At 37.1% G+C, this 23,758-nt stretch carries 27 protein-coding genes, 1 tRNA gene and 2 pseudogenes; 7 read left to right on the top strand and 23 right to left on the bottom strand.

What is annotated here, in order from left to right; all coding sequences use genetic code 11:
* Positions 1 to 46: 46 nt before the first annotated feature.
* From B7699_RS05095 to B7699_RS05110, 4 genes are all read right to left on the bottom strand, one after another.
* Positions 47 to 970, bottom strand: coding sequence for an aspartate carbamoyltransferase catalytic subunit (locus tag B7699_RS05095; protein WP_004260121.1), 924 nt, complete (start codon positions 968 to 970; stop codon positions 47 to 49).
* Positions 971 to 988: 18 nt separating this feature from the next.
* On the bottom strand, positions 989 to 1,510 hold the full coding sequence (gene pyrR / locus B7699_RS05100) for a bifunctional pyr operon transcriptional regulator/uracil phosphoribosyltransferase PyrR (protein ID WP_000850023.1): 522 nt from the start codon (positions 1,508 to 1,510) through the stop codon (positions 989 to 991).
* A gap of 210 nt (positions 1,511 to 1,720) precedes the next feature.
* A complete protein-coding gene (gene nth, locus B7699_RS05105) occupies positions 1,721 to 2,350 on the bottom strand; it encodes an endonuclease III (protein ID WP_033681985.1) in 630 nt (209 codons plus the stop codon).
* Entirely contained in the window at positions 2,350 to 2,892 is a 543-nt protein-coding gene (locus tag B7699_RS05110) for a YceD family protein (protein ID WP_084927337.1), read from the bottom strand. Before B7699_RS05110 ends, nth begins: the two co-directional genes overlap by 1 nt.
* A gap of 169 nt (positions 2,893 to 3,061) precedes the next feature.
* Here B7699_RS05110 and B7699_RS05115 point away from each other — a divergent pair, with 169 nt between their 5' ends.
* Together B7699_RS05115 and B7699_RS05120 are read left to right on the top strand one after the other, a co-directional pair.
* Complete coding sequence (locus B7699_RS05115; RefSeq protein ID WP_084927338.1) at positions 3,062 to 3,391, top strand: helicase BlpT; 330 nt, start codon at positions 3,062 to 3,064, stop codon at positions 3,389 to 3,391.
* 237 nt (positions 3,392 to 3,628) lie between these two features.
* A complete protein-coding gene (locus B7699_RS05120) occupies positions 3,629 to 5,188 on the top strand; it encodes an ATP-binding cassette domain-containing protein (protein ID WP_084927339.1) in 1,560 nt (519 codons plus the stop codon).
* Positions 5,189 to 5,371: 183 nt separating this feature from the next.
* On the opposite strand, the gene B7699_RS05125 is transcribed toward B7699_RS05120, so the two are convergent.
* The 6 genes and pseudogenes from B7699_RS05125 to B7699_RS05150 all read right to left on the bottom strand — a co-directional run bounded on the left by B7699_RS05125 (position 5,372) and on the right by B7699_RS05150 (position 9,223).
* Positions 5,372 to 6,001, bottom strand: a complete 630-nt coding sequence (locus tag B7699_RS05125) for an ABC-2 transporter permease (protein ID WP_084927340.1) — start codon at positions 5,999 to 6,001, stop codon at positions 5,372 to 5,374.
* Positions 6,001 to 6,849 (bottom strand): ABC transporter ATP-binding protein, encoded by an 849-nt coding sequence (locus B7699_RS05130; RefSeq protein ID WP_084927341.1) that lies wholly within the window; start codon positions 6,847 to 6,849, stop codon positions 6,001 to 6,003. The genes B7699_RS05125 and B7699_RS05130 overlap by 1 nt, the downstream gene beginning before the upstream one ends.
* On the bottom strand, positions 6,842 to 7,222 hold the full coding sequence (locus B7699_RS05135; RefSeq protein WP_001025498.1) for a GntR family transcriptional regulator: 381 nt from the start codon (positions 7,220 to 7,222) through the stop codon (positions 6,842 to 6,844). Before B7699_RS05135 ends, B7699_RS05130 begins: the two co-directional genes overlap by 8 nt.
* A gap of 117 nt (positions 7,223 to 7,339) precedes the next feature.
* Positions 7,340 to 7,700: pseudogene (locus tag B7699_RS09705) on the bottom strand (sigma-70 RNA polymerase sigma factor region 4 domain-containing protein).
* A 61-nt stretch (positions 7,701 to 7,761) separates the two neighbouring features.
* Complete coding sequence (gene htpX / locus B7699_RS05145; protein ID WP_084927342.1) at positions 7,762 to 8,661, bottom strand: zinc metalloprotease HtpX; 900 nt, start codon at positions 8,659 to 8,661, stop codon at positions 7,762 to 7,764.
* A 1-nt stretch (position 8,662) separates the two neighbouring features.
* Positions 8,663 to 9,223: a LemA family protein gene (locus tag B7699_RS05150; RefSeq protein ID WP_000219846.1), complete on the bottom strand. Its 561-nt coding sequence runs from the start codon at positions 9,221 to 9,223 to the stop codon at positions 8,663 to 8,665.
* Between the two features lie 93 nt (positions 9,224 to 9,316).
* Between B7699_RS05150 and rsmG the strand changes: the two genes are divergently transcribed.
* On the top strand, positions 9,317 to 10,030 hold the full coding sequence (rsmG, locus tag B7699_RS05155) for a 16S rRNA (guanine(527)-N(7))-methyltransferase RsmG (protein WP_033687101.1): 714 nt from the start codon (positions 9,317 to 9,319) through the stop codon (positions 10,028 to 10,030).
* 204 nt (positions 10,031 to 10,234) lie between these two features.
* Positions 10,235 to 11,518 (top strand): uracil-xanthine permease family protein, encoded by a 1,284-nt coding sequence (locus B7699_RS05160; RefSeq protein WP_192852004.1) that lies wholly within the window; start codon positions 10,235 to 10,237, stop codon positions 11,516 to 11,518.
* Between the two features lie 94 nt (positions 11,519 to 11,612).
* Here the strand turns inward: B7699_RS05160 and ffh are convergent, their stop codons facing one another.
* The 3 genes from ffh to B7699_RS05175 all read right to left on the bottom strand — a co-directional run bounded on the left by ffh (position 11,613) and on the right by B7699_RS05175 (position 13,996).
* On the bottom strand, positions 11,613 to 13,184 hold the full coding sequence (ffh, locus tag B7699_RS05165; RefSeq protein ID WP_084927344.1) for a signal recognition particle protein: 1,572 nt from the start codon (positions 13,182 to 13,184) through the stop codon (positions 11,613 to 11,615).
* An 11-nt stretch (positions 13,185 to 13,195) separates the two neighbouring features.
* Positions 13,196 to 13,528 carry a putative DNA-binding protein gene (locus B7699_RS05170; protein WP_000402066.1) on the bottom strand — a complete coding sequence of 111 codons (333 nt, stop codon included), beginning with the start codon at positions 13,526 to 13,528 and terminating at the stop codon, positions 13,196 to 13,198.
* 90 nt (positions 13,529 to 13,618) lie between these two features.
* Positions 13,619 to 13,996 (bottom strand): YwiB family protein, encoded by a 378-nt coding sequence (locus tag B7699_RS05175; RefSeq protein WP_004239508.1) that lies wholly within the window; start codon positions 13,994 to 13,996, stop codon positions 13,619 to 13,621.
* A 71-nt stretch (positions 13,997 to 14,067) separates the two neighbouring features.
* Between B7699_RS05175 and B7699_RS05180 the strand changes: the two genes are divergently transcribed.
* On the top strand, positions 14,068 to 15,372 hold the full coding sequence (locus B7699_RS05180) for an HD domain-containing protein (protein ID WP_084927345.1): 1,305 nt from the start codon (positions 14,068 to 14,070) through the stop codon (positions 15,370 to 15,372).
* A 12-nt stretch (positions 15,373 to 15,384) separates the two neighbouring features.
* Positions 15,385 to 16,191 (top strand): sugar-phosphatase, encoded by an 807-nt coding sequence (yidA, locus tag B7699_RS05185; RefSeq protein WP_084927346.1) that lies wholly within the window; start codon positions 15,385 to 15,387, stop codon positions 16,189 to 16,191.
* 236 nt (positions 16,192 to 16,427) lie between these two features.
* Here yidA and B7699_RS05190 read toward each other — a convergent pair whose 3' ends face one another.
* Together B7699_RS05190 and B7699_RS05195 are read right to left on the bottom strand one after the other, a co-directional pair.
* Complete coding sequence (locus tag B7699_RS05190; RefSeq protein ID WP_084927347.1) at positions 16,428 to 17,642, bottom strand: MFS transporter; 1,215 nt, start codon at positions 17,640 to 17,642, stop codon at positions 16,428 to 16,430.
* Positions 17,632 to 17,844: a hypothetical protein gene (locus B7699_RS05195; protein WP_000386863.1), complete on the bottom strand. Its 213-nt coding sequence runs from the start codon at positions 17,842 to 17,844 to the stop codon at positions 17,632 to 17,634. Before B7699_RS05195 ends, B7699_RS05190 begins: the two co-directional genes overlap by 11 nt.
* Positions 17,845 to 18,039: 195 nt before the next feature.
* Between B7699_RS05195 and B7699_RS05200 the strand changes: the two genes are divergently transcribed.
* Positions 18,040 to 18,888, top strand: coding sequence for a helix-turn-helix domain-containing protein (locus B7699_RS05200; protein WP_084927348.1), 849 nt, complete (start codon positions 18,040 to 18,042; stop codon positions 18,886 to 18,888).
* A gap of 43 nt (positions 18,889 to 18,931) precedes the next feature.
* Here the strand turns inward: B7699_RS05200 and B7699_RS05205 are convergent.
* From B7699_RS05205 to B7699_RS05240, 8 genes and pseudogenes are all read right to left on the bottom strand, one after another.
* Positions 18,932 to 19,525, bottom strand: a pseudogene (locus tag B7699_RS05205) (helical hairpin domain-containing protein); the annotation flags it as partial.
* A gap of 277 nt (positions 19,526 to 19,802) precedes the next feature.
* Positions 19,803 to 20,360, bottom strand: a complete 558-nt coding sequence (locus B7699_RS05210; RefSeq protein ID WP_084927349.1) for a CYTH domain-containing protein — start codon at positions 20,358 to 20,360, stop codon at positions 19,803 to 19,805.
* 234 nt (positions 20,361 to 20,594) lie between these two features.
* The gene (locus B7699_RS05215; RefSeq protein WP_084927350.1) at positions 20,595 to 21,461 is read right to left on the bottom strand and encodes a helix-turn-helix domain-containing protein; all 867 of its coding nucleotides are present in this window, start codon (positions 21,459 to 21,461) and stop codon (positions 20,595 to 20,597) included.
* A 675-nt stretch (positions 21,462 to 22,136) separates the two neighbouring features.
* A tRNA-Arg gene (locus tag B7699_RS05220) sits at positions 22,137 to 22,208 on the bottom strand.
* A 42-nt stretch (positions 22,209 to 22,250) separates the two neighbouring features.
* Positions 22,251 to 22,598 carry a 50S ribosomal protein L19 gene (gene rplS, locus B7699_RS05225; RefSeq protein ID WP_001068669.1) on the bottom strand — a complete coding sequence of 116 codons (348 nt, stop codon included), beginning with the start codon at positions 22,596 to 22,598 and terminating at the stop codon, positions 22,251 to 22,253.
* A 118-nt stretch (positions 22,599 to 22,716) separates the two neighbouring features.
* Complete coding sequence (gene crcB / locus B7699_RS05230; protein WP_049491513.1) at positions 22,717 to 23,046, bottom strand: fluoride efflux transporter CrcB; 330 nt, start codon at positions 23,044 to 23,046, stop codon at positions 22,717 to 22,719.
* On the bottom strand, positions 23,040 to 23,414 hold the full coding sequence (gene crcB / locus B7699_RS05235) for a fluoride efflux transporter CrcB (RefSeq protein WP_049491512.1): 375 nt from the start codon (positions 23,412 to 23,414) through the stop codon (positions 23,040 to 23,042). The genes crcB (B7699_RS05230) and crcB (B7699_RS05235) overlap by 7 nt, the downstream gene beginning before the upstream one ends.
* Positions 23,411 to 23,677: a chorismate mutase gene (locus tag B7699_RS05240; RefSeq protein ID WP_084927351.1), complete on the bottom strand. Its 267-nt coding sequence runs from the start codon at positions 23,675 to 23,677 to the stop codon at positions 23,411 to 23,413. The genes crcB (B7699_RS05235) and B7699_RS05240 overlap by 4 nt, the downstream gene beginning before the upstream one ends.
* Positions 23,678 to 23,758 lie beyond the last annotated feature (81 nt).

Genomic DNA, 23,758 nt, shown 5'->3' on the forward strand with positions numbered 1-23,758 from the left:
TTCACCTCTCGTGGACGCTCACTGGCGTCTTTTAACGTCTTGTGTTTTAGTTGGCGTTTCTACTCGCCAGTACGGATTCTAAGATTGCCATTCTAACAAAGACACCATTGGTCATTTGTTGGACAATCCGTGATTTTGGTGCTTCAACCAAGTGATCTGCGATTTCTACATCACGATTGACTGGGGCTGGGTGCATGAGGATTGCTGTTTCTTTCAAACGGTCATAACGTTCTTGAGTCAGGCCATGTTGGGCATGGTAGTCTTCTTTTGAAAAGACAGCTCCACTATCATGACGTTCATGTTGCACACGGAGAAACATCATGACATCCACCTGATCAATGATTTCATCAATGGTTACAAACTGTCCATAGTCTGCAAACTCTTGACTTCTCCATTCCTCAGGTCCAGCAAAATAAAGTTCTGCACCTAAGCGTTTCAAAATCTGCATATTGGATTTGGCAACACGTGAGTGATCCAAGTCACCTGCAATAGCGACCTTTAGACCCTCAAAATGACCAAATTCCTCATAAATAGTCATCAAATCAAGCAAGCTCTGGCTAGGGTGTTGTCCCGAACCATCTCCACCATTGATGATGGAAGTCGTAATCGTCGGACTAGCAATCAACTCTCTGTAGTAGTCGACCTCTGGGTGACGAATCACACAGACGTCAACTCCTAAAGCAGACAAAGTCAAAATGGTATCATAAAGTGTTTCACCCTTATTGACTGAACTAGTCTTCACATCAAAGTCCAGTCGCTCCAATCCCAGTTTAATCTCTGCCACTTCAAAGGACTTATGCGTCCGTGTAGAATCCTCAAAGAAAAGATTGGAGACAATCGGATGGTCCTCATAGGGAAGCTGAGCTCCATTTTTAAACTCAATTCCTCGCTTGATCAATTTCATGACTTGATCGACAGTGAGGTCTTCCATGGACACCACATGGTTCAATGCTTGTTGATTTTCTGACATGGCTACTCCTTTAGCGTTCTAAGCTTCTTCAGTAATCAGAACTCTGTCTTGGCCATCAAGTTCTGCCATCTCTACGATGATTTCTTCAGAACGACTAGTTGGGATATTTTTTCCAACGTAATCTGGACGAATTGGCAATTCTCTATGTCCACGATCGACTAGAACTGCTAAACTCACGCGCGCAGGACGACCATGACCTACAATATTATCAATAGCAGCACGGATGGTACGACCTGTATAGAGCACATCATCCACCAAGATAACTTCACGGTCTGTCACATCAACAGAAACCAAAGAAGTATCTTCTCCACTTTTAACATCATCACGGAAAGGTTTAGTATCCAATTCCACAACAGGAACTGAAAGATTTTCTAGCTGCTCCAAACGTTCTTGGATTCGGTGGGCGATAAAGACACCACGAGTTTTAATACCAGCCAAGACGATTTTATTCAAATCTTTGTTGCGTTCGATAATCTCATAAGTAATACGCGTAATCGCTCGTTTGACGGTCAATTCGTCTACAACTTCTTTTGTCTTCATGACAAACCTCCAAAAAGAAAAGTCTCCTTAAACAAGGAGACTTGAAATGTATAGCTAAGTAAGCCCTACTGCAAACAGTATAGACTTCACCCTACTACTTAATCGTTCTCCTTGCCTGCCTCACGGGACAGGTTTAAAGGAATATTTAGTTATCAAATACTATAGCACAAAGCATGCTTAAAATCAAGCAAAAACTTTTGATTCCCCATCTTATAAATTGCTAAAGTCATATAACTGTGGGTACTGGTCACACTCTGGATTTTTAGGATGACAAATAGCTCTTCCAAAATAAATCATGGCCTGATGGGCAGCTAACCACTGCTCCGGTGGCAAGATATCCATGACCCGCTTTTCCACCTCAAGTGGTGTCGCTGATTTTTTGACGATATCGTGGTGTTTGCAAATACGCTCCACATGAGTATCTACTGCAAAGGCTGGAATTCCAAAGCCCACACTCATGACAACATTGGCTGTCTTGCGACCAACACCTGCCAAACTCTCCAATTCCTCACGTGTCTGAGGGACTTGACCATCAAAATCATCTAGTAACTGTTGGGCACATTTTTTAAGGAATTTAGCCTTATTTCGATACAGTCCCAGGCGAGAAATGTGTGAAGCAATCTCACCCTCTGTCGCAACAGACATGGCTTGTGGCGTTGGAAAGGCAGCAAAGAGACCTGGTGTGGCCTTATTTACCGCTGCATCTGTTGTCTGAGCTGACAACATGACCGCAACTAGTAGTTCAAAATGATTGGTAAAATCAAGACTGGGCTTGGCATCTGGAAAAAGAGCAATAATTTCTTCTAGCACCTTTCGCGCTCGTTTTTTTGATAAAACCATTATTCGTCTCCATCAAATAGTCCTTGTAAGCCAGCAAAAGGACTGTTTTCTTCTTTCTTAACTGCCTGTTGGGCTTGGTATTCTTCCTCTGTCATGATTTGCCAGTCATTTCCTGACACAAAACCTTTACCAGCTTCTTCTTCAGCCGTCAAAACCTTAATAGGAATGTTTAGTAGGATATTGTCTGACACGCTCTCAGCAAGGTCAAGTTCTCCATTTTTGATAGGCAAGACCAAATCATCATCTAAAACTTCTTGATCTAGCAGATTAGTTGCCCCTTCCATGAAAACTTCCGTTACTGGATAAGATTCAACTAACTCAACTGGCTCCATACTGCGACTTGAAGCAAGAACAATGGTATAAGATAATTGATAATCTAAGAAATACATACGATCTTCGTATTGAACCTTCCCAACTGCAAGGATATCTTTTACATCTAAAATTTCTTGATTACGTGCACGCAGGTCTGCGGCTAGGTCTAACGTTTGTTCAAAATGCAAGCCTTCAGACTGCTTACGAATTTCTTGAATATTTAATTTCATACTTCCTCCATAAAGATTTACTCTCTTGATTATACCATGAAAAGCCTACAAATCAGCACAGCAAACTTTATAATTAAAATTCGATTTTTTTAACATATTTACTATGACATTTTTGTTTTTTAGTGCTATACTATAGGCAATAATACATCAGAGCAAGGAGGATGCTCACATGGAAGACAAAGAACTCATTACTAATGCAACCCAACTCCTATCCGAGTTAAAAAAAAGTTTCCAAAGCTGCAAACAGGGTACGGCAGATGATATTCGACTGCAAGAGCTACTAAATACTACTCTGCAAGAGCTCAAAAAAGCGGAAAAGTTGGACAACAGTATCTTAATAGATCTTGAGAAATTTTACCAACGTACCAGTCTTCTGATTGGTCTTGGTAGCCTAAAACTAAACGATCAAGCACGCTGCGCTTGGCGAAACTACGACAAATTCCATTACGAGCATATCAAACACGTACTAACTCTTTATGGACCTGTTTTCGGATTTTAGAGCATAGAATTTCCAGTTTTCTGTTGACAAAATTTCCTTAAAGGTATAGGATAAAGATACTAATACTCGGAGGTAAGGGAGACATGAACAACTAAGTCTATCAAATAAAGAACCTTTATTTAGTAGATCTTGTTTTTGTCTCTTTTTGTGTGCTCTTTTATGCTCTTTTTCTGGCATGTTAATAGGGGTTTTTGACATAGACTTTGGGCTCTACTAGGTAAAGTAGAGCTTTTTGTTATGCACTATCGACATTCTAGAAAGGGCAATAATATGATAAACATCAATCATCTAACCATCACACAAAACAAAGATTTACGAGACCTTGTATCTGACTTAAGCATGACTATCCAAGACGGGGAAAAGGTAGCTATTATTGGTGAAGAAGGAAATGGCAAATCAACTTTACTTAAAATTTTAATGGGGGAAGCTTTGTCTGATTTCACTATCAAGGGAGACATCCAGTCTGACTGTCAGTCACTGGCCTACATTCCTCAAAAACTCCCCGAGAACTTGAAAAAGAAAACTCTACATGACTACTTCTTTTTAGATTTTATTGATTTAGACTACAGTATCCTCTATCGTTTGGCTGAGGAATTGCATTTTGATAGCAATCGTTTCGCTAGCAACCAAGAGATTGGCAGTCTATCAGGGGGCGAAGCTTTGAAAATTCAGCTCATCCATGAGTTAGCCAAACCCTTTGAGATTCTATTTTTAGATGAACCTTCAAATGACCTAGACCTTGAGACGGTTGTTTGGCTAAAAAGACAGATACAGAAGATGAGGCAAACCGTTATTTTCATTTCCCATGATGAAGACTTTCTTTCTGAAACGGCTGATACTATTGTCCACTTGCGACTGGTCAAGCACCGTAAAGAAGCAGAAACATTAGTAGAGCATTTAGACTATGATCGCTATAGTGAGCAGATAAAGGCTAATTTCGCCAGACAAAGCCAGCAAGCAGCCAACGACCAAAGAGCCTACGATAAAACCATGGAAAAACATCGGCGAGTCAAGCAAAATGTAGAAACTGCACTTCGAGCTACCAAAGACAGTACTGCCGGTCGCCTATTGGCTAAAAAGATGAAAACTGTCCTCTCACAAGAAAAACGCTACGAAAGGGTAGCTCAGTCCATGACCCAAAAACCACTTGAAGAGGAAGAAATCAGACTTTTCTTCTCAGACATCCAACCATTACCGGCCTCTAAAGTTTTAATCCAACTGGAAAAAGAAAATTTGTCCATTGATGACCGTGTTTTGGCTCAGGAACTACAACTAACTGTCCATGGCCAAGAAAAAATCGGTATCATAGGTCCAAATGGTGTTGGGAAATCAACTCTGTTAGCCGAGTTACAGAGACTTCTGAATGTTAAAAGAGAGATTTCCCTTGGTTTTATGCCACAAGATTACCACAAAAAACTACAATTGGATTTATCCCCAATCGCCTATCTCAGCAAAACTGGTGAAAAAGAGGAACTGCAGAAAATCCAATCTCACTTAGCCAGTCTCAATTTCAGTTATCCAGAGATGCAGCATCAAATTCGCTCCTTATCTGGCGGACAACAGGGAAAACTCCTGCTTTTGGGTTTAGTCTTGCGCAAACCAAACTTTCTCCTGCTGGATGAACCCACACGAAACTTTTCTCCCACTTCTCAACCCCAAATCAGAAAACTCTTTGCCACCTATCCAGGCGGTCTCATCACTGTTTCTCATGACCGTCGTTTCTTAAAAGAGGTCTGTTCAATCATCTATCGCTTAACAGAACACGGTCTGGAGGTAGTTAATTTAGACGATTTATAAATTTACAACATATCAAAAATCCAGAGACGACCTCTGGATTTTTTCGGCTGTTTGAGCAAACTCAAACAGCTTGAATGATACTCACTTAATCAGAAAAACAACTTTGTTGCACTTGACTTGACAATTAGGGAAAAAATGGTTTTTCCATCTCTACCACCTAACTACAAATTAAATAATTTATAACTAGTATTCTTTTTTCTCCATAATCATAACGGACAATTTTACTGCAAGCCCTATGATTAATATGCTTACAACTAAAATTCCTAAGCAAATCATTGATATAGAATTTTTACTAAAAATCTCCATTAGTTCTGCAAGAAAATTTGACTTTTCTTTTAACAGTGTTGATAAAGCAAATATTAAGAAATAAGTGGTTACCATAATGAGTCTACCCTTTTCAGCACCATATTTAAGAATAAATGGTAATTGAATGGCAGACATAAGTATACTAGCAGCTAATGTAATTAAAGCAATAAACACTATATTATCCAATGACATTTGATTTTTTGTCATCAACAGTACAAAAATGCAGATTGAACCAACCAAACCAAAGGCAAATGCAAAGAAAAGCTTGCTCAACACATAACTGCTCTTTTTTATTGGCATCGAAAATGCAAACTGTTCGAAATTTGATTTTGTATCATAGCCAAAGGCGATTGCAGAAAGTATAAGCGGAATCATTGCACATATTAACGGAATCATAAACAATTCATTTTCATAAATTCCATATACAGCCAGTGCAATACTGATAGTAACCGTTAATAATAATGTCTTTTTTAAAGTAGCTATATCTTTCAAAATTAATGCTGTCATTATTGTCTCACTCCTTTCACAAAGTAAATCATAATATCCTCAATTGACGGTTTTTGTAACTTGATACCATCAGGTACAAGACTCTTTTTAACAAGTAACTCTTGCCCAAAAGAATGTATTCTTCTTCCTACAATGGCTTCTTCATCAATGTTATTTACTTCTTCATTGGATAAAGTACATATACCGTAGTTTTCTTTTAACTCATCTTTTGTTTCCATAAATAAGATTTTTCCATTGTGAATAAAAGCAATGTAATCTGCCACTTTTTCTAAGTCAGATAAAATATGGGAAGAAATAAGAATTGTATGATTTTCATCTTGCATAAAATCTAATAACAAATCCAAGATTTCCTCTCTTACAATTGGGTCAAGCCCACTTGTTGCTTCATCTAAAATCAAAAGTTCAGCATTGTGAGATAAAGCAACAGCCATTGAAAGTTTCATTTTCATACCACGAGAATAGTTTTTAATCATCTTTTTATGTGGTAAATTGAATTTTTCAACGAATCCATAAAACTGCTTTTTATCCCATTTTGAATAAACTTTATGACAAAACTTTTCAAGATCGATTAATGTCATTTCTTCCGGCACTAACAAATCATCAAATACCACTCCAAGTTTATCTTTCAGTTCAACACTATTAGGATTTTCCTCATCTAAAAGTCTTATATCGCCAGAGTCTTTTCTTAAAAGCCCAAGTAACAATTTTATAGTTGTACTTTTACCAGCTCCATTCTGTCCGATATATCCAATTATTGTTCCTTTCGGAATAGTAAGATTTACCGGTCCTAGTTTAAAACTGTCAAATGTTTTTACTAAATCTTTAATTTCAATAGCATATTTACTCATATTCGCCCTCCACATAACTTTTTAACATTTCTATCAATTCATCACTGGATACATCTGCAATTTCTGAAAGTTCAACTACTTCTTGAAGCTTCGATTCAATTTTCTTTAAGTATTCTTCGCGAATTAGTTCTTTATTTTGTGCTGCAACAAAATTACCTTTTCCTTGTACCGAATTTATAAAACCGTCTAACTCTAATTCATCAAAAGCTCTTTTTGCAGTTAACATACTTACTCTTAATTCTTTCGCTAAGAATCTTATCGAAGGTAGTTGTTCTCCCACTTTCAAATCTCCAGAAATGATTTGTGCTTTAATTTGATTTTTTATTTGCAGATATATTGGTTCATCACTGGAATTATTTATCTGTATATTCATCATCAACCCCCTACTGTTATTTGTGTTTTAACTGTTATTATTATAGCATAACAGTTAAAACATTGCAATATCTAAAAAGAAGCAGACAAAAATTTTTTTGCCCGCTTCTTCTCATTACTATCTAAATTCTTTCAGCAACTCTCTTAGCTTTTCCAATATCTTATTTCTTCTCTTTATGAGAGCTGGATGAGATATTTTTTTGTTTCAGCTACCGAACGAATGGTTTCATCATTGAAATAAAGTTTATCAATGATTTCTCTTTCTTCATCATTTAATTTTGATGGTGCATCTCTTACTGCCTCTATCATCATTTGTGTCTGAACAATCTTATCTGCATCAAATCCCTCATCAACTATACTATCCTCAAAATGTCCATCATTTTCAAAAGACGAGAAAAAAGCAGGTGATTTCTTCTATCCACCTGCTTCAAATATTTTTCAGCTCTATAATATTTGTAGTGGGTAAATCCCCTATGGATATTATGGAGCTTATTTTAGCTTTTCTTCACCCCACTTACAGTTGACAAAGAGCCATTTTTTCTACATATGTTTTAAACGTTCAATCCGTTCTGAGATAGGTGGGTGGGTATAAAAGAGTTTTTGGAACCCTCCCCCTTTCTTGGGATCATTGATATAAAGTGCACTGCTGGCATCATCGACAGGACGACTCATCGGTTTACTGTTGTCTAACTTGCGTAGAGCATTAATCATCCCTTGAGGATTACGAGTCAACTCGACACTGGAAGCATCAGCTAGGAATTCCCTCTGACGAGAAATAGCTAGTTGCACCAAGGTGGCAGCAAGAGGTGCCAGTACAATAGCTAGTAGAGAAACTACGAGCATAATGATTTCTAAGCCATTTCCATCTCGGTCATCGTCACTTCCTCTGCGACCTGCGCCACCCCACCACATCATACGACCGGCCATACTAGAAAGCATGGTGATAGCACTAGCAAGGGCGACAGCAATAGTCGAAATACGGATATCGTAATTACGAATATGACTGACTTCATGTCCCATAACAGCTTCTAGCTCCTCGCGATTCATGATAGCAAGGAGACCTGAAGTCGCAGCAACCGCCGCGTTTTGAGGGTTAGAACCTGTAGCAAAGGCATTTAAGGCTGGATCATCAATGATGAAAACACGGGGCATAGGAATCTGAGCGACCATAGCCATATCTTCTACTACATGGTAGAGGTTTGGTGCCGTTTGCTCATCCACCTCACGCGCTCCATTCATTGACATGACAATCTCTGTCGATTGAAAAATCATGGACAAGGCATAGATAAAGCCGATAATCAGTGCGATAACCAAACCACCAATCCCCGACCGCATAAAGAGGTAACCAACCGCATAGCCAACAAGAGCTAAGAGTAGGAAAAATACCAGCAACAAAATCCACGTTTTTCGTTTATTGCTTGCAATTTGATCAAACAACATCTTAGTCACCTAAACCGCTAAAATCAACTTTAGGAACTGCCTTTTCCTCTTCTGGTGTTTGAAGGAAATCTGCTGCTTTAAATCCAAACATCCCAGCGATAATATTGCTTGGGAAAGTTTCTAATTTTACATTGTAGTTGCTGACAACACTGTTGTAGAGTTGACGAGAGTAAGAAATTTTATTTTCTGTGTTTGTCAACTCCTCTTGCAATTTAACAAAGTTTGCACTAGCTTTCAAATCTGGATAGCTTTCTGCAACTGCAAAAATACCTGAAACCTGACGAGTAAGGGCATCACTAGCTTTCATAGCTTCTGCTGGTGAAGTCGCTGCTGCCACTTGGTTACGTAGTTCTGCCACCTTTTCAAGGGTAGAACCTTCATATTTGGCATAACCTTTTACAGTCTCAATCAAGTTTGGCAAAAGGTCATTTCGACGTTTCAACTGAACATCAATTTGGCTCCAAGCCTCCTTTGTTTGCATACGATTCTTAACCAAACCGTTATAGCTAACAATCACAAAAATAACAACAAGAGCCAAAACTCCAAGAATAATCCAAGTCATGATATAATTCCTTTCTGCTTTTAGATTAGTACCAGTATATCAAATTTTTAATGATTGTGGTAAAATAAGATGATACTAAAGAAGGAAATAACTATGAAACCAGAAACATTTTACAACCTGCTTGCCGATCAGAATCTTCCACTTTCGGACCAGCAAAAAAAACAATTTGAACGTTATTTTGAACTCTTGATCGAGTGGAATGAAAAAATTAATTTAACAGCTATTATAGACAAGGAAGAAGTTTATCTCAAACATTTTTACGATTCGATTGCACCCATTCTTCAAGATTTGATTCCCAGCTCCAATATCAAACTTCTTGATATTGGAGCTGGGGCAGGATTTCCTAGTCTACCAATGAAAATCCTCTATCCTCAGTTAAATGTAACTATCATTGATTCTCTCAACAAGCGCATCAACTTCCTCAAACTTTTGGCTCAGGAACTGGATTTAGACGATGTTCATTTCTACCATGGACGTGCCGAAGATTTTGCCCAAGACAAAAACTTCCGTGCTCAGTATGATTTTGTAACGGCTCGTGCGGTTGCCCGTATGCAAGTCCTATCTGAATTAACTATTCCCTACCTTAAAGTTGGCGGAAAACTATTGGCACTCAAGGCTAGCAATGCTCCTGAGGAATTATTAGAAGCTAAGAATGCCCTCAACCTCCTTTTTAGTAAAGTAGAAGACAATCTCAGCTACGCCCTACCAAATGGAGATCCACGTTACATCACAGTGGTAGAAAAGAAAAAAGAAACACCAAATAAATATCCACGTAAGGCTGGCATGCCAAATAAACGCCCGCTTTAAATTTTTTACTAAAAAATGATTTACAAAGTTTACAATTTTTGCTATACTATCACAAGCAAAGGTTTTTAATGTCATCCCGTGAGGTGACGAAGACGCAGAAATACTTGAAACTCTTTAAAGTCTAGATTTTAGAGAAGTCTTACTCTGAGGGCCTATTGCTGTAAAATAATGGGCTCTTTTTTGATGCCCAAAAGTGAGGTTTATATGAAACAAGAATCAACTGTTGATTTGTTACTAGACGTTGACCAACGTCCTTCAGCTGGAAAAGGAATTCTCCTTAGCTTCCAACACGTTTTCGCCATGTTTGGTGCGACCATCTTGGTACCATTGATTTTGGGAATGCCTGTATCTGTTGCCCTGTTTGCTTCAGGTGTAGGAACACTCATCTACATGATTTCAACTGGTTTTAAAGTTCCAGTTTATCTAGGTTCTTCATTTGCCTTTATCACAGCAATGTCTCTTGCTATGAAAGAAATGGGTGGTGATGTATCTGCTGCTCAAACAGGGGTTATCTTGACTGGTTTAGTCTATGTCCTTGTGGCTGCTGGTGTTCGTTTTGCAGGTACAAAATGGATTGATAAACTCTTGCCACCAATCATCATCGGGCCTATGATCATCGTTATCGGTCTTGGACTTGCAGGTTCAGCTGTTACCAACGCTGGTCTTGTAGCTGATGGGAATTGGAAAAATGCTCTTGTAGCAGTTGTTACTTTCTTGATTGCTGCCTTTATTAATACAAAAGGAAAAGGCTTCTTACGAATCATTCCATTCCTCTTTGCCATTATTGGTGGTTACCTCTTCGCACTAACTCTTGGTTTGGTTGACTTTACACCAGTTCTTAAAGCTAACTGGTTTGAAATCCCTGGCTTCTACTTGCCATTTAGCACAGGTGGTGCCTTTAAAGAATACAATCTTTACTTCGGTCCAGAAACCATCGCTATCTTGCCGATCGCTATCGTAACAATTTCTGAACATATCGGAGACCATACTGTTTTGGGTCAAATCTGTGGACGTCAGTTCTTGAAAGAACCAGGTCTTCACCGTACTCTTCTTGGTGACGGTATCGCAACTTCTGTTTCTGCCTTCCTTGGTGGACCAGCCAATACAACTTACGGAGAAAATACAGGAGTTATCGGTATGACTCGTATCGCTTCTGTCTCAGTTATCCGTAACGCTGCCTTTATCGCGATTGCCCTTAGCTTCCTTGGTAAATTCACTGCCTTGATTTCAACCATTCCAAACGCTGTACTTGGTGGTATGTCAATCCTTCTCTATGGGGTTATCGCCAGCAACGGTTTGAAGGTTTTGATCAAAGAACGTGTTGATTTCGCTCAAATGCGTAACCTAATCATCGCAAGTGCTATGTTGGTTCTTGGACTTGGAGGAGCTATCCTTAAACTCGGTCCAGTTACCCTTTCAGGTACTGCCCTATCAGCCATGACAGGAATCATCTTGAACTTGGTCTTGCCATACGAAAATAAAGACTAATACTCTTCGAAAATCAAAAACGAGCATTTCCAACTACGGAAGTGCTCATTTTTCTTCTTTCTAAAAAAGGAAAGCCATGCGGCCTTCCTTTGTCTTACTTGCGTTTCTTTTTCGCTTTTTTCATTTTGTTAGCCATGCGTTTCATGGACTGTTTCATGGCAAATTCACCGATTTTACCCTTGAGTCCGCCACCAAACATCTGGCTCATATCTGGCATTCCTGCTCCTCCGAGAGCGGACAAGTCAGGCATACCACCTTGTCCCATCATTCCTTCAAGGGCTGATATATCCATTCCTCCCATATTTGGCATATTTTTTGGAAGGTTATTTGGATTGATACCCATTTGCTTCATCATCTTATTCATATCACCAGACATAACACCTTGCATGAGCTGTTTAGCCTGGTTAAAGTCCTTGATGAATTTATTGACTTCGACAAAGGTATTTCCAGAACCAGCAGCAATACGACGTCGACGGCTTGGATTTAACAAATCTGGATTTTCACGTTCTTCAGGTGTCATGGAAGACACAATGGCACGTTTGCGCGCAATCTGGCGTTCATCTACCTTCATGTTTTGAAGTGCTGGATTGTTGGCCATACCTGGAATCATCTTGAGCAAGTCTTCCATCGGCCCCATATTTTGCACCTGATCCAACTGATCGATGAAATCATTGAAATCAAAGGTATTCTCACGCATTTTCTCAGCCATTTCAAGGGCTTTTTGCTCATCGTATTCTTGAGAAGCTTTCTCAATCAAAGTGAGCATATCCCCCATACCAAGGATACGGCTAGACATGCGGTCTGGGTGGAAGGTTTCAATGTCCGTAATCTTTTCACCTGTACCAGTGAACTTGATTGGTTTTCCAGTAATGTGACGAACAGATAGAGCAGCACCACCACGAGTATCGCCATCAATCTTGGTAAGGATAACCCCAGTTACTTCTAACTGAGTATTAAACTCACGCGCAACATTGGCCGCTTCTTGACCAATCATGGCATCAACGACGAGCAGAATTTCATTTGGTTGAGCCAATGCTTTTACGTCACGAAGTTCATTCATCAAAAGCTCATCAATCTGCAAACGACCTGCCGTATCAATCAAGACATAGTCGTTATGATTGGCTTGGGCTTGTTCCAAACCTTGACGAACAATCTCAACAGCTGGAACCTCTGTCCCAAGAGCGAAAACCGGCACATCAATCTGTTGTCCCAAGGTCTTAAGTTGGTCAATGGCTGCTGGACGATAGATATCCGCCGCAATCATCAAAGGACGAGCATTTTCTTCCTTCTTGAGTTTGTTGGCCAATTTACCGGCAAAGGTTGTTTTACCAGCCCCCTGCAAACCAACCATCATGATAATCGTCGGAATTTTAGGAGACTTGATAATCTCAGCCGTATCAGAACCTAAAACAGCTGTCAGTTCCTCATCAACGATTTTAATAATTTGTTGCGCAGGATTAAGGGTATCAATGACCTCATGCCCGACTGCACGCTCACGAACTTTCTTGATAAAGTCCTTTACAACAGGCAAGGCAACGTCGGCCTCAAGCAAGGCCAAGCGAATTTCCTTGGTTGCCTCTTGAACATCAGATTCAGAGATTTTTCCTTTTTTACGTAGATTTTTAAAGACGTTCTGCAAACGTTCTGTTAAACTTTCAAATGCCATTTTTCTTCCTCTTATTCTCTATTATCAATGCTTGTTAAAATTTCTATCTGCTCCTGCAGAAAGTCATCCTTGGGATACCGCTCCAAAATCTGATCAAAAATCTGACTGCGGACAATGTAGTCCGAGTACATGTGCAATTTCATCTCATAATCTTCCAGAATCTTTTCTGTCCGCTTGATATTGTCATAGACAGCCTGACGACTGACACCAAACTCCTCGGCAATCTCAGCAAGGCTGTAATCATCAGCGTAGTAGAGCTCGATATAATTCATTTGCTTGTCTGTCAAAAGCGCCGCATAAAATTCAAAGAGCGCATTCATACGATTGGTTTTTTCAATTTCCATAACTTTTATTATACCAAAAATTAGCCTAATCTACCACATTAGCAGGCTAATCCGAGAAGATAGCTAGCAAAATTTGAAAAAGACAAGAGACTATCCCCAAGTAATTTCCAATTGATAGCTGGCAAAAGGATGTCCCTCTTGATTTTGTAGTTGATAAGCTAGCTCAATCTTTTGCCCATCAACTTGATAATGGTTCGTTTGGATGATAAACTCCTGCATGCCCATAGGTGTAGGAATATAGGCCAAACTATCACTATCCTTTAGGAAGCGCATAATGGTCTTGGGATTGGAAAATCGGCTCATCACCAGTTCTTGACCATGAAATTTAATAACCACTTTTTCCTTTTCCTCATTATAAAAAAGCAGGTAGCTATAATCTCCCTTTTCATGCACTTCCACGTCATAAAGCTGGTCAATCACTTCCAACTGTTCATCAAACTGAATCGTATTTCGCATCCGAATCTTCACATCAGGTCCTCTTTCTTGTCTCTTGTCCTACTATTTTACCAAAAAGAGCAGGATTTTGCTATAATGGTCATATGAACGAAAAAGTATTCCGTGACCCAGTTCACAACTACATCCACGTCGATAATCAAATCATCTACGACTTGATTAATACAAAAGAATTTCAGCGTTTGCGCCGGATCAAGCAACTGGGAACTTCCAGTTATACCTTCCACGGTGGAGAACACAGCCGCTTCTCCCACTGTCTTGGAGTCTATGAGATTGCTCGTCGCATCACAGAGATTTTTGAAGAAAAATATCCTGAAGAATGGAATCCTGCCGAGTCTCTCTTGACCATGACCGCTGCCCTCCTACATGACCTTGGGCATGGTGCCTACTCCCATACTTTTGAACATCTCTTTGATACAGACCATGAGGCCATTACTCAGGAGATTATCCAAAGTCCTGAAACGGAGATTCACCAAGTCCTGCTACAAGTAGCGCCAGATTTTCCAGAAAAGGTAGCCAGTGTCATTGACCATACCTATCCTAACAAGCAGGTCGTGCAACTCATTTCCAGTCAGATTGATGCGGACCGCATGGACTATCTCTTGCGCGACTCCTATTTTACAGGAGCATCCTATGGAGAATTTGACCTGACTCGCATCCTCCGAGTCATTCGTCCTGTTGAAAATGGTATCGCCTTTCAGCGCAATGGCATGCACGCCATCGAAGACTACGTCCTCAGTCGCTACCAGATGTACATGCAGGTTTATTTCCACCCCGCAACACGCGCCATGGAAGTTCTCCTACAGAATCTCCTCAAACGCGCCAAGGAACTTTATCCAGAAGATAAGGACTTCTTTGCACGAACTTCTCCACACCTCCTACCTTTCTTCGAAAAAAATGTGACCTTGTCTGACTATCTGGCTCTAGATGATGGTGTGATGAATACCTACTTCCAGCTCTGGATGACCAGTCCTGATAAGATTCTTGCAGACCTGTCGCAACGCTTTGTCAACCGCAAGGTCTTTAAATCCATTACCTTTTCACAAGAAGATCAAAACCAGCTCGCCAGCATGAGAAAATTGGTTGAGGACATCGGCTTTGATCCTGACTACTATACTGCCATTCATAAGAACTTCGACCTCCCTTATGATATCTATCGTCCCGAATCTGAAAATCCACGTACACAGATTGAAATTTTACAAAAAAATGGAGAACTGGCCGAACTCTCTAGCCTGTCTCCTATCGTCCAATCCCTTGCTGGCAGTCGCCACGGAGATAATCGTTTTTATTTCCCGAAAGAAATGTTGGACCAAAACAGTATCTTCGCAAGCATTACCCAGCAATTTTTACACTTGATTGAGAACGATCATTTTACCCCAAATAAAAACTAGAAGAGGAAATTTATGAGTATTAAACTAATTGCCGTTGATATTGACGGAACCCTAGTCAACAGCCAAAAGGAGATTACTCCTGAAGTCTTTTCTGCCATCCAAGATGCCAAAGAAGCTGGTGTAAAAGTCGTCATTGCAACTGGCCGCCCAATCGCAGGTGTTGCCAAACTTCTGGATGACTTGCAATTGAGAGACGATGGTGACTATGTGGTAACCTTCAACGGTGCCCTTGTCCAAGAAACTGCTACTGGCCATGAGATTATCAGTGAATCCTTGACCTATGAGGATTATCTGGATATGGAATTTCTCAGTCGTAAGCTCGGTGTCCACATGCACGCTATTACCAAGGACGGCATCTACACAGCCAATCGCAATATCGGAAAATACACTGTGCACGAATCAACCCTCGTAAGCATGCCTATTTTCTACCGCACTCCTGAAGAAATGGCTGATAAAGAAATCGTCAAGTGTATGTTTATCGATGAACCAGAGATTCTGGATGCTGCGATTGAAAAAATTCCAGCAGAATTTTACGAGCGCTACTCTATCAACAAGTCTGCTCCTTTCTACCTCGAACTCCTTAAAAAGAATGTAGACAAGGGTTCAGCCATCACTCACCTAGCTGAAAAACTAGGATTGACCAAAGATGAAACCATGGCTATCGGTGACGAAGAAAATGACCGCGCTATGCTAGAAGTCGTTGGCAACCCCGTTGTTATGGAAAATGGAAATCCAGAAATCAAAAAAATCGCTAAATACATCACTAAAACAAATGACGAATCTGGCGTTGCCCATGCTATTCGTACATGGGTGCTGTAAAATAATTTGAATATAGAAAAAGCACTCCATAAGTTAGAGATAATGTACTGACCCCAAAAGTTAGACAGAAAAAATCTTACTTATGGGGTGCAGTTTAAAATTCAGTATTTTTGGTTTCTAGTTCTATCCTCTTAATAATTATTAAATCTGAAAAAGGTAGTACATTATGTAAAACCTTTTTCAATTTTTTATTTTACTACGAATTAATATTATTTTTTCTAATGATAATTAATCCACTAATCTTCCTTTATAAATATTGCAGTTCTTTTCTTAGTTAGCTTTTTTTCATAAATCTTTATAAGAATAACCAATAAACTACTTAGTAATCCCAAAATAACTAGACTTAATCTCGGGTTTAAAAGCCAATTAAAATAAGCAGCCAGTATCCCTCCAAAAGGAGCAAAAATGGTAGCTATTACAAAAGAACTAGAAAGTATTTTACCAATATTATACTCAGTACTTTCTTGTTGCTGTATTGTTGTAATCGAGACAGAAGCTATTGTAATTAGTCCACTCAAAATTGAATAACAAATTCCAAAAAATATCCAATTTTCTACTATTCCGCTTGCCATAATAACAAGTGGGATCGTTACCATTGATATATTCATTAAGATAAAGGTATCCTTCTTATTCAAAAAAGTAGAAAGAAGAGTTACTGCTATCAAACTACCAAATCCAGCAATTGAGTATACAATCCCAACAAGACTATTTGATAACTTTAATTGATCCTGTAAATAATAAATAATTGTTGCATTAAAGCCTACCATAGCGATATTCACAACAATAGTAAAGAGTAAAGAAACCCTCAATTTAATATTTGTGAAATTCTCTTTAAAACCTGCAAACATTTCTTTTATATCATCGTTTCCATTCTCTTTATGTCCTTGATTTGGAATATATGAAATTAATATTGAAAAAAATAACAACAAGAACGAAGCACTATTTATAAAAAAAATGCTATTAATATTAAACTTTAACATTAATAACCCCGCCAGAGCAGGAGAAACTAATTTTGAAATAGTTCGTACACCTTGAAACTGCGAATTATATTTTTGCAATTCTTCCTTCTCAAATAATGACGGGGTAATTACTGAAAATCCTGTTTGAAAAAGTGTCGAAAATAAAGGAATCAAAAATGCAATAACATAGTAAAAAAATATAGAAACTGAATATTTAGATAATATCGGTATTACACTACATAATAATGCAGGTATTAATGTAGACCATAATAGTATCTTTTTCTTATTAAAATTATCTAATAAATAGCCCATAACAAATCCCAAGAAGAATTGAGGTAGCAATTCAATAATCACCATTCCTCCCATTGCAAAAGACGAATGAAATTCTTGGTAAATTAAGATTGGAAAAGCAATTTTCTGAAATCTATCTCCAATATTTGATATAAATTCACCAAAAGTTATTGTATAAAACGTTTTCTTGTTAATATCCAAAATGTCCCTTCTTTCTAGTTAAACCACGATGAATATCACTTTTTATTAAATCGGTAAGACTTATTCCAAACCTCTTTGCAAGAGTTGGTACCGCACTATTTTCACTTAAACCATACATAGTTACTAACTCAATGAAATATACATCCTCGCCAGATACTCTAAAATCAAGATAACAAGTACCATCTATTTCATAATAATCCAAAATAAGTGTTTAGTTATAACTAAACACTTACCTGTACAGGTAAGATTCAACCTCCGACTATAATGATAATATCCATAATCAATAACAATATTCATGTAAATTTTAAAAGTTTTTTCATACTGAACCTCCCTTTATTTTTTATTTATTGTATAATAAATAAAAAAACTTTGAAATTTTGTTGGGAAAATGGGAAATATGAAATCAAAACTTGGTATAACACTCAGAAAAATTCGAAAAGGAAAGAAAATCAGTTTATCTTCAATTGCTGATAGTAATTTATCTAAATCTCAAATCTCTAGATTTGAACGGGGAGAATCAGAAATCTCTTGTATTCGACTAATCAATATTTTAGATAAATTACATATAAGTTTAGATGAATTTATTATTCTTCATGACAATAATTCTACTAAAACTGGATCATTCGCTAACTTGGTGCAATATATTCGAAAACACTACTCCACAAAAAATTTCGATAGTATTATTGAATTACTATCAAACTCTTCAAGTTATAACTTGGGTCCTTATGAAAAGACAATGGTAAAATCGATTCTCTATACAACAAATAAAAATTTTCTCCCCTCGGACGAGGAGTTATTACAGCTAACAGATTATCTTTTTAAAGTTGAAAACTGGGGTTACTATGAAATTATCCTATTAGGTAACTGTGTAAGAACAATTAAATATAACTCCTACTTCCTATTAACTATAGAAATGTTAAAAAATTATATCTATTCAACATTAAATAAGACAAATAAACGGCTTGTTACACAATTGGCAATCAATTGCCTAATTGTTAGTATTGATAAAGAAGAATTTCAAAATTGTAGTTTTCTAATCAAAGAAATAAAAAAATTACTAAATAATGAATTAAACTATTATGAACAAACCGTCTTCTTATATACATGTGGATACTTTGAATTTAAGTGCAATCCTGCGAACGGAATCGAAAAGATGAAACAAGCACTTCAGGTATTTGAAATTCTAGGAGAACATAATATAAAAGCACAGTACCAAGAGCACTATGACAAATATATTAATCAATAGCATAAAGATAGTTAATCTTTAACCACCATAGGATTAGTTCTTGTTATTCCAATAGTATTTCTATACTAAATCTTTTATCAAATTCCTTATCATTCAGTACTTTTACAAACATTTCTAGATTTTTTATTAAGCTCTCATAATCATAAAGATAATGATCTAGATCCTCTTGAAATGCTCGTATTTCTTCGCTTACTTGTTCTACTGTAATTGATTCTGGCAAATTTAATTTTGAAAAATCATATCTTGCAAGTTTTCGACTGTTCACATCCTCACTCTTTAAATTGATAAGCACTTCCGCCATCTTATTTAAGTTGGCGATTGTTTCATTAATTTGATTTAGTTTTATATCTATCTCTGCTATTTCTTTTACTAACTCGTCTTTAATGTCTTGGTATTTCTTATCTGCTTCAGTTAATTCAATGAAGAGGTTAATCTCTGAAATTTTCTGTTGAATACTTTCCGTGGTTGGTCTTCTGTATGGTATTATCCGACTATCATTGGTTAACTGTCTAATCAAGGTCCGCCCTTTGATATACTGATTCTTCTCAGAATATTCTTTGTTATAGACAAAGTATGAGGTTGTCTCACGAATATAAACCTTGTATTTTTTCTGATTCTCTTCTTCAATAATATCCAGTTAATAATTGGAAATCATGACCACCCGTCAAACGGGTGGTTTGTCCCAGGGCTATAAGCCCAAATTACCAGCCAGCGCCTAAAGACGCTGGCTTTCACTTTGTTCAAGCCTTATTGCTCTTGACTCGTCACTTGCCTCTCAAAGAGGCTTTAGTATTACTTACCACTATCCCTAAAGGGATCCTTCTTATTCAAAAAAGTAGAAAGAAAGGTTACTGCTATCAAACTTCCAAATCCAGCAATTGAGTAAACAATCCCAACAAGACTATTTGGTAATTTCAATTACGTCCATTTTTTTCTCTCATTAATTGGACATAGCCCTTTGTTTCTATTTTTGAATTTAAAAACGAGAACTCTCCGCACATTTTATCATAAAAATTATGATAATCTTCTTTTGAAAAATCTCCTAAAATCTCTATCTCAAGATAAAATCCAAGACCATCAATCTTATCTAGATTAATCGTTTTATTTTCTAATGCATCATGATAAGTCTTTCTATGTTTACTTATTGTGAAAATATTTGAAAAACCATCTTGCAAGATATTCCTTACAAATTCTAATTTTTCAGATTCCAACTCTATTTCACTTTCACTCCACATTCCTTGTTTTATCGTATCTTTTCTTGTGAAAATACATGCTTTATTATCAGCTTCTTGACGAATTCTGTAGATAAAGCTACCTACCTCATCATTTTCAAATTCTCTTCCTTTTGTTTTAAAATATTCATCGACTTGCTTATTTTCACTCTTAAATTTATAAGTTTTTTCTAAATATGAAATAGCATTATTATAATCTCTCTCATCGTTGAGTTCAAATCTAACTTCTAATTCATTCATTAATTTTACCTCTCAATTCTTTAAAAGCTGAAGTCTCTATACATTCACTCAGTCTATAGTAAGTTTCTGTAGATGTTTTATAGACACAAAGCCTAATATTTTCTTGCACTCATTTTAGCACTTCAATATAATAATGTCAAGATTTTTTATAATATTTTTTTATTTATTTTTATTAAATACATATTTGTATTATTTTGGATTAAAAAAACGATGCTTAATTGAACATCGTCTTTACTATTCTGTTATATCTGCAATGTAATGCTCGATTTTAAGAGCCATTGACATATTTTCCTCAAGCTTATACAGGAAATAAGCCGTTTCAAAGTAATCTTTTACTGCAACTTTAGAAGAAAAATTCTTACTGACATTTCCCATCAATACATACAAATCAGCCAAAAGATATGTTGTTCTATACGTCTTACATTGTTTTATCGTATCTGTGATTTTAGTAATAGCTTCTTCAGTATTATTCTGCAACCATAGATAGCGACAAACATTATAATTAAATTTAATAGAAAGGTTTAATTCTTCGATTGTGTTTAACTTGAGTTGATTTACTTGACACTCTAACTTTTCTCGAATTTCATTAAAGCTCTCTAAATCTTCAATATCATAATAAAAATTAAATAGAGTATTTGAAACTTGAAGGTAGAACAGGTCAGTTACATTTAACTGAGACAGTACCTTCTCCAATCTTGCCACAGCTTCCTCTTTTTGCCCATAGAAATAAAAATCTATAAGAGATTTCATCCACTCCATATAAAATTTATTTACTAGAGACAAGCGATGTACCTTTACACTCTCTAATTCATATATATATTTCAAAGACTCATAATTTCGATTTGTGATAAATGTCTGGGCTAACTTCTTAAACTCTGATAGCTCATCAATCTCTTCTACAATCTGCTCATTAAAAAAATAATCTATACTAACTTTTAACTTCTTAGACAGAGCATATAAAAAGTCTGCTCCTGGAGTAAATTCTCCATTTTCTAATCGACTAATCTGTCCCTGTTTACATATCCCCTCGGCCAATTCTCGCTGAGACATTTTTAATTCTTTCCGTCTATTTTTTAATCTGGTTGCTAATAGTGTGCCCACGTTTGCATTTTCCTTTTCTATTCGATTTCAATTTCAATTGTAACATGATTAAATTTTAAATACAAATTAATAAACCAAAAGATACAAATTATATATAAACAATGACTAGATAGGTTATTTTTGAAACCCCATCTCTTCTTCTTTTGAAATTTTCTTACTCACACGATTGATAAACTTATTCACTTTAAATGGATTAGATATTAGACTATCATGTTTAAATTTTGTTATTGATATATTTAACAGACCAGAAATAGTCTTTTACAACATATCAAATTCAGGAGAACAATGTCGATTTTCCCCATTTTTTAGGCTCTCTATTTCATAACAATCAATTCATTTTGTCACATACCTTAGCCCGAAAAATCCACACCAAATCTTTTCGAAAGCTGTTTAAAGCTTTGTACTTGCTTTCTAAGTTCATAGATCTGAAACTTAACCTCATTTGTCCAATTCCATAATAAAAATAAGGACATTCTAACAAAGGAAGTCCTTATTTTTTAACTAATAGATGTCAAAGTTACTTTACTGATCCACTTTATCTGTACTCATTGATCAAAATATAACTTTTACTCAAAATTTGGTCAAAAAATACTAAATTATTTTTAAAAATGAACTTGTGATGATTGCCCCTAAACAAACACTTTAAATATTCTTTATTTTCTTAATTTACTAAAATGCCCCCTGCAGGAATCGAACCTGCAACTACTCCTTAGGAGGGAGTTGTTATATCCATTGAACTAAGGGAGCTAGATAAAAACTCTGCTGAATGAGCAGAGTTTTTTAGTCGAATTAACGACGGATTTCTTTGATACGAGCTGCCTTACCTTGAAGAGCACGCAAGTAGTACAATTTCGCACGACGTACTTTACCGTAACGAACAACTTCGATTTTTTCAACACGTGGAGTGTGGATTGGGAAGATACGCTCAACACCTACACCGTTAGAGATTTTACGAACTGTGTAGTTTTCTGAGATGCCAGCACCTTTACGTGCGATAACAACACCTTCAAAAATCTGGATACGTTCACGGTTACCTTCGACAACTTTCGCGTGTACACGAACAGTGTCACCAGGACGGAATGATGGGATATCTGTACGAAGTTGACCTTCAGTCAAGCTTTGGATTAATGGATTCATTTTATTCTCCTATCTTTGTCAATCTTGAGGAATCTTCCTCAGCGGATAAACTGTATTTTTGTGCGTCCATTACACACAAGATACAGTTTACCAAATTTCCAGAAAAAAGTAAAGAAATTTACAACAGAATTCCTAAAAAAATCGCAACCAAACCACCTAGATAGGTCAAAGCCAGATAAGAATAAAAGACTTTCCTATCGCTCAGTAACTTTTGAAGTTCGTCATTCAAAGTAGAGAAGGTTGTTAACCCTCCACAAAAACCTGTAGCTAAAATAGTATAGACTTCCTTGGCTTCTACATGATTATAAAGAAGTCCAATCAAAAAACACCCCAAAACATTGGCTATGAGCGTTCCGAATGGCAATTTAGAAGTTTGATTATAGCGGGAAAAGAAATACCGTACTAGGGCTCCGCAGCCACAAGCAATTGCAAGATAGACGATTACCATTTCTTCCTCCCTAGAAAATAAGCCAAGAGTAGACCTCCACCAATACTCAAAAGCAAATACATAACTAAACTAAGATAACGCCCTGTATCCAGTAGTTTCACAGCATCAAGCATGAGACTAGAAAAGGTTGTCAAACCACCACAAAAACCTGTACCCAGTGCTAAAACAACACCTTTACTTGTCCCTTTATAGACCAGATAGCCCTTGACAAGATAAACCAGGCAGAAAATTCCTAGATAGTTGACAAGAAGGGTTCCCCAAGGGAAATCTGGACTGGCTGGCAACCAAGTAGAAACCAGGTAGCGCACGAGTCCGCCCAACATAGCAGCTAGAAAAATCCCTAGCGGATAAAATTGTTCCTTTTTCATTTGATATTTTGATCCTGATAATCACGCGAACGTTTGAGTATGTCCGAAAAAGTCGCTGCAATAGTCTCCTGATAGTGCTTGTCCTCTACACGACTCCTAACCTTTTCAAAGATAATTGCTTCTCTCTTGGTATCTAAAATCGGTTTACCTGAAGCTTTCTTATAGGCAACTACCCCCTCAACCAAATGCATTCGTTCTTCTAAGAGCTTGACGATTTGGTCGTCGATTTGATCAATTTCTTGACGAATAATATCTAAATCCATACAGTCTCCTCCTTTATTTGAATTATTGTATCAAAAACCCACCAAATAGGCTAGTAAAATCCCAACTCTCGATAAGAAAAA

Source organism: Streptococcus mitis (genome assembly GCF_002096835.1).
In the GTDB taxonomy this organism is placed as follows: domain Bacteria; phylum Bacillota; class Bacilli; order Lactobacillales; family Streptococcaceae; genus Streptococcus; species Streptococcus mitis_W.

What these genes read in the sequence shown, in the direction of transcription:
- htpX (WP_084927342.1), bottom strand. Translation starts at nt 8,661, where the DNA reads ATGTTGTTTGATCAAATTGCAAGCAATAAACGAAAAACGTGGATTTTG.
- B7699_RS05200 (WP_084927348.1), top strand. Translation starts at nt 18,040, where the DNA reads ATGAAATCAAAACTTGGTATAACACTCAGAAAAATTCGAAAAGGAAAG.
- B7699_RS05150 (WP_000219846.1), bottom strand. Translation starts at nt 9,223, where the DNA reads ATGACTTGGATTATTCTTGGAGTTTTGGCTCTTGTTGTTATTTTTGTG.
- crcB (WP_049491512.1), bottom strand. Translation starts at nt 23,414, where the DNA reads ATGAAAAAGGAACAATTTTATCCGCTAGGGATTTTTCTAGCTGCTATG.
- B7699_RS05240 (WP_084927351.1), bottom strand. Translation starts at nt 23,677, where the DNA reads ATGGATTTAGATATTATTCGTCAAGAAATTGATCAAATCGACGACCAA.
- rsmG (WP_033687101.1), top strand. Translation starts at nt 9,317, where the DNA reads ATGAAACCAGAAACATTTTACAACCTGCTTGCCGATCAGAATCTTCCA.
- B7699_RS05120 (WP_084927339.1), top strand. Translation starts at nt 3,629, where the DNA reads ATGCACTATCGACATTCTAGAAAGGGCAATAATATGATAAACATCAAT.
- B7699_RS05095 (WP_004260121.1), bottom strand. Translation starts at nt 970, where the DNA reads ATGTCAGAAAATCAACAAGCATTGAACCATGTGGTGTCCATGGAAGAC.
- B7699_RS05170 (WP_000402066.1), bottom strand. Translation starts at nt 13,528, where the DNA reads ATGGAAATTGAAAAAACCAATCGTATGAATGCGCTCTTTGAATTTTAT.
- rplS (WP_001068669.1), bottom strand. Translation starts at nt 22,598, where the DNA reads ATGAATCCATTAATCCAAAGCTTGACTGAAGGTCAACTTCGTACAGAT.
- crcB (WP_049491513.1), bottom strand. Translation starts at nt 23,046, where the DNA reads ATGGTAATCGTCTATCTTGCAATTGCTTGTGGCTGCGGAGCCCTAGTA.
- nth (WP_033681985.1), bottom strand. Translation starts at nt 2,350, where the DNA reads ATGGTTTTATCAAAAAAACGAGCGCGAAAGGTGCTAGAAGAAATTATT.
- B7699_RS05115 (WP_084927338.1), top strand. Translation starts at nt 3,062, where the DNA reads ATGGAAGACAAAGAACTCATTACTAATGCAACCCAACTCCTATCCGAG.
- B7699_RS05135 (WP_001025498.1), bottom strand. Translation starts at nt 7,222, where the DNA reads ATGAATATACAGATAAATAATTCCAGTGATGAACCAATATATCTGCAA.
- B7699_RS05160 (WP_192852004.1), top strand. Translation starts at nt 10,235, where the DNA reads ATGAAACAAGAATCAACTGTTGATTTGTTACTAGACGTTGACCAACGT.
- B7699_RS05210 (WP_084927349.1), bottom strand. Translation starts at nt 20,360, where the DNA reads ATGAATGAATTAGAAGTTAGATTTGAACTCAACGATGAGAGAGATTAT.
- B7699_RS05180 (WP_084927345.1), top strand. Translation starts at nt 14,068, where the DNA reads ATGAACGAAAAAGTATTCCGTGACCCAGTTCACAACTACATCCACGTC.
- B7699_RS05130 (WP_084927341.1), bottom strand. Translation starts at nt 6,849, where the DNA reads ATGAGTAAATATGCTATTGAAATTAAAGATTTAGTAAAAACATTTGAC.
- pyrR (WP_000850023.1), bottom strand. Translation starts at nt 1,510, where the DNA reads ATGAAGACAAAAGAAGTTGTAGACGAATTGACCGTCAAACGAGCGATT.
- ffh (WP_084927344.1), bottom strand. Translation starts at nt 13,184, where the DNA reads ATGGCATTTGAAAGTTTAACAGAACGTTTGCAGAACGTCTTTAAAAAT.
- B7699_RS05125 (WP_084927340.1), bottom strand. Translation starts at nt 6,001, where the DNA reads ATGACAGCATTAATTTTGAAAGATATAGCTACTTTAAAAAAGACATTA.
- B7699_RS05110 (WP_084927337.1), bottom strand. Translation starts at nt 2,892, where the DNA reads ATGAAATTAAATATTCAAGAAATTCGTAAGCAGTCTGAAGGCTTGCAT.
- yidA (WP_084927346.1), top strand. Translation starts at nt 15,385, where the DNA reads ATGAGTATTAAACTAATTGCCGTTGATATTGACGGAACCCTAGTCAAC.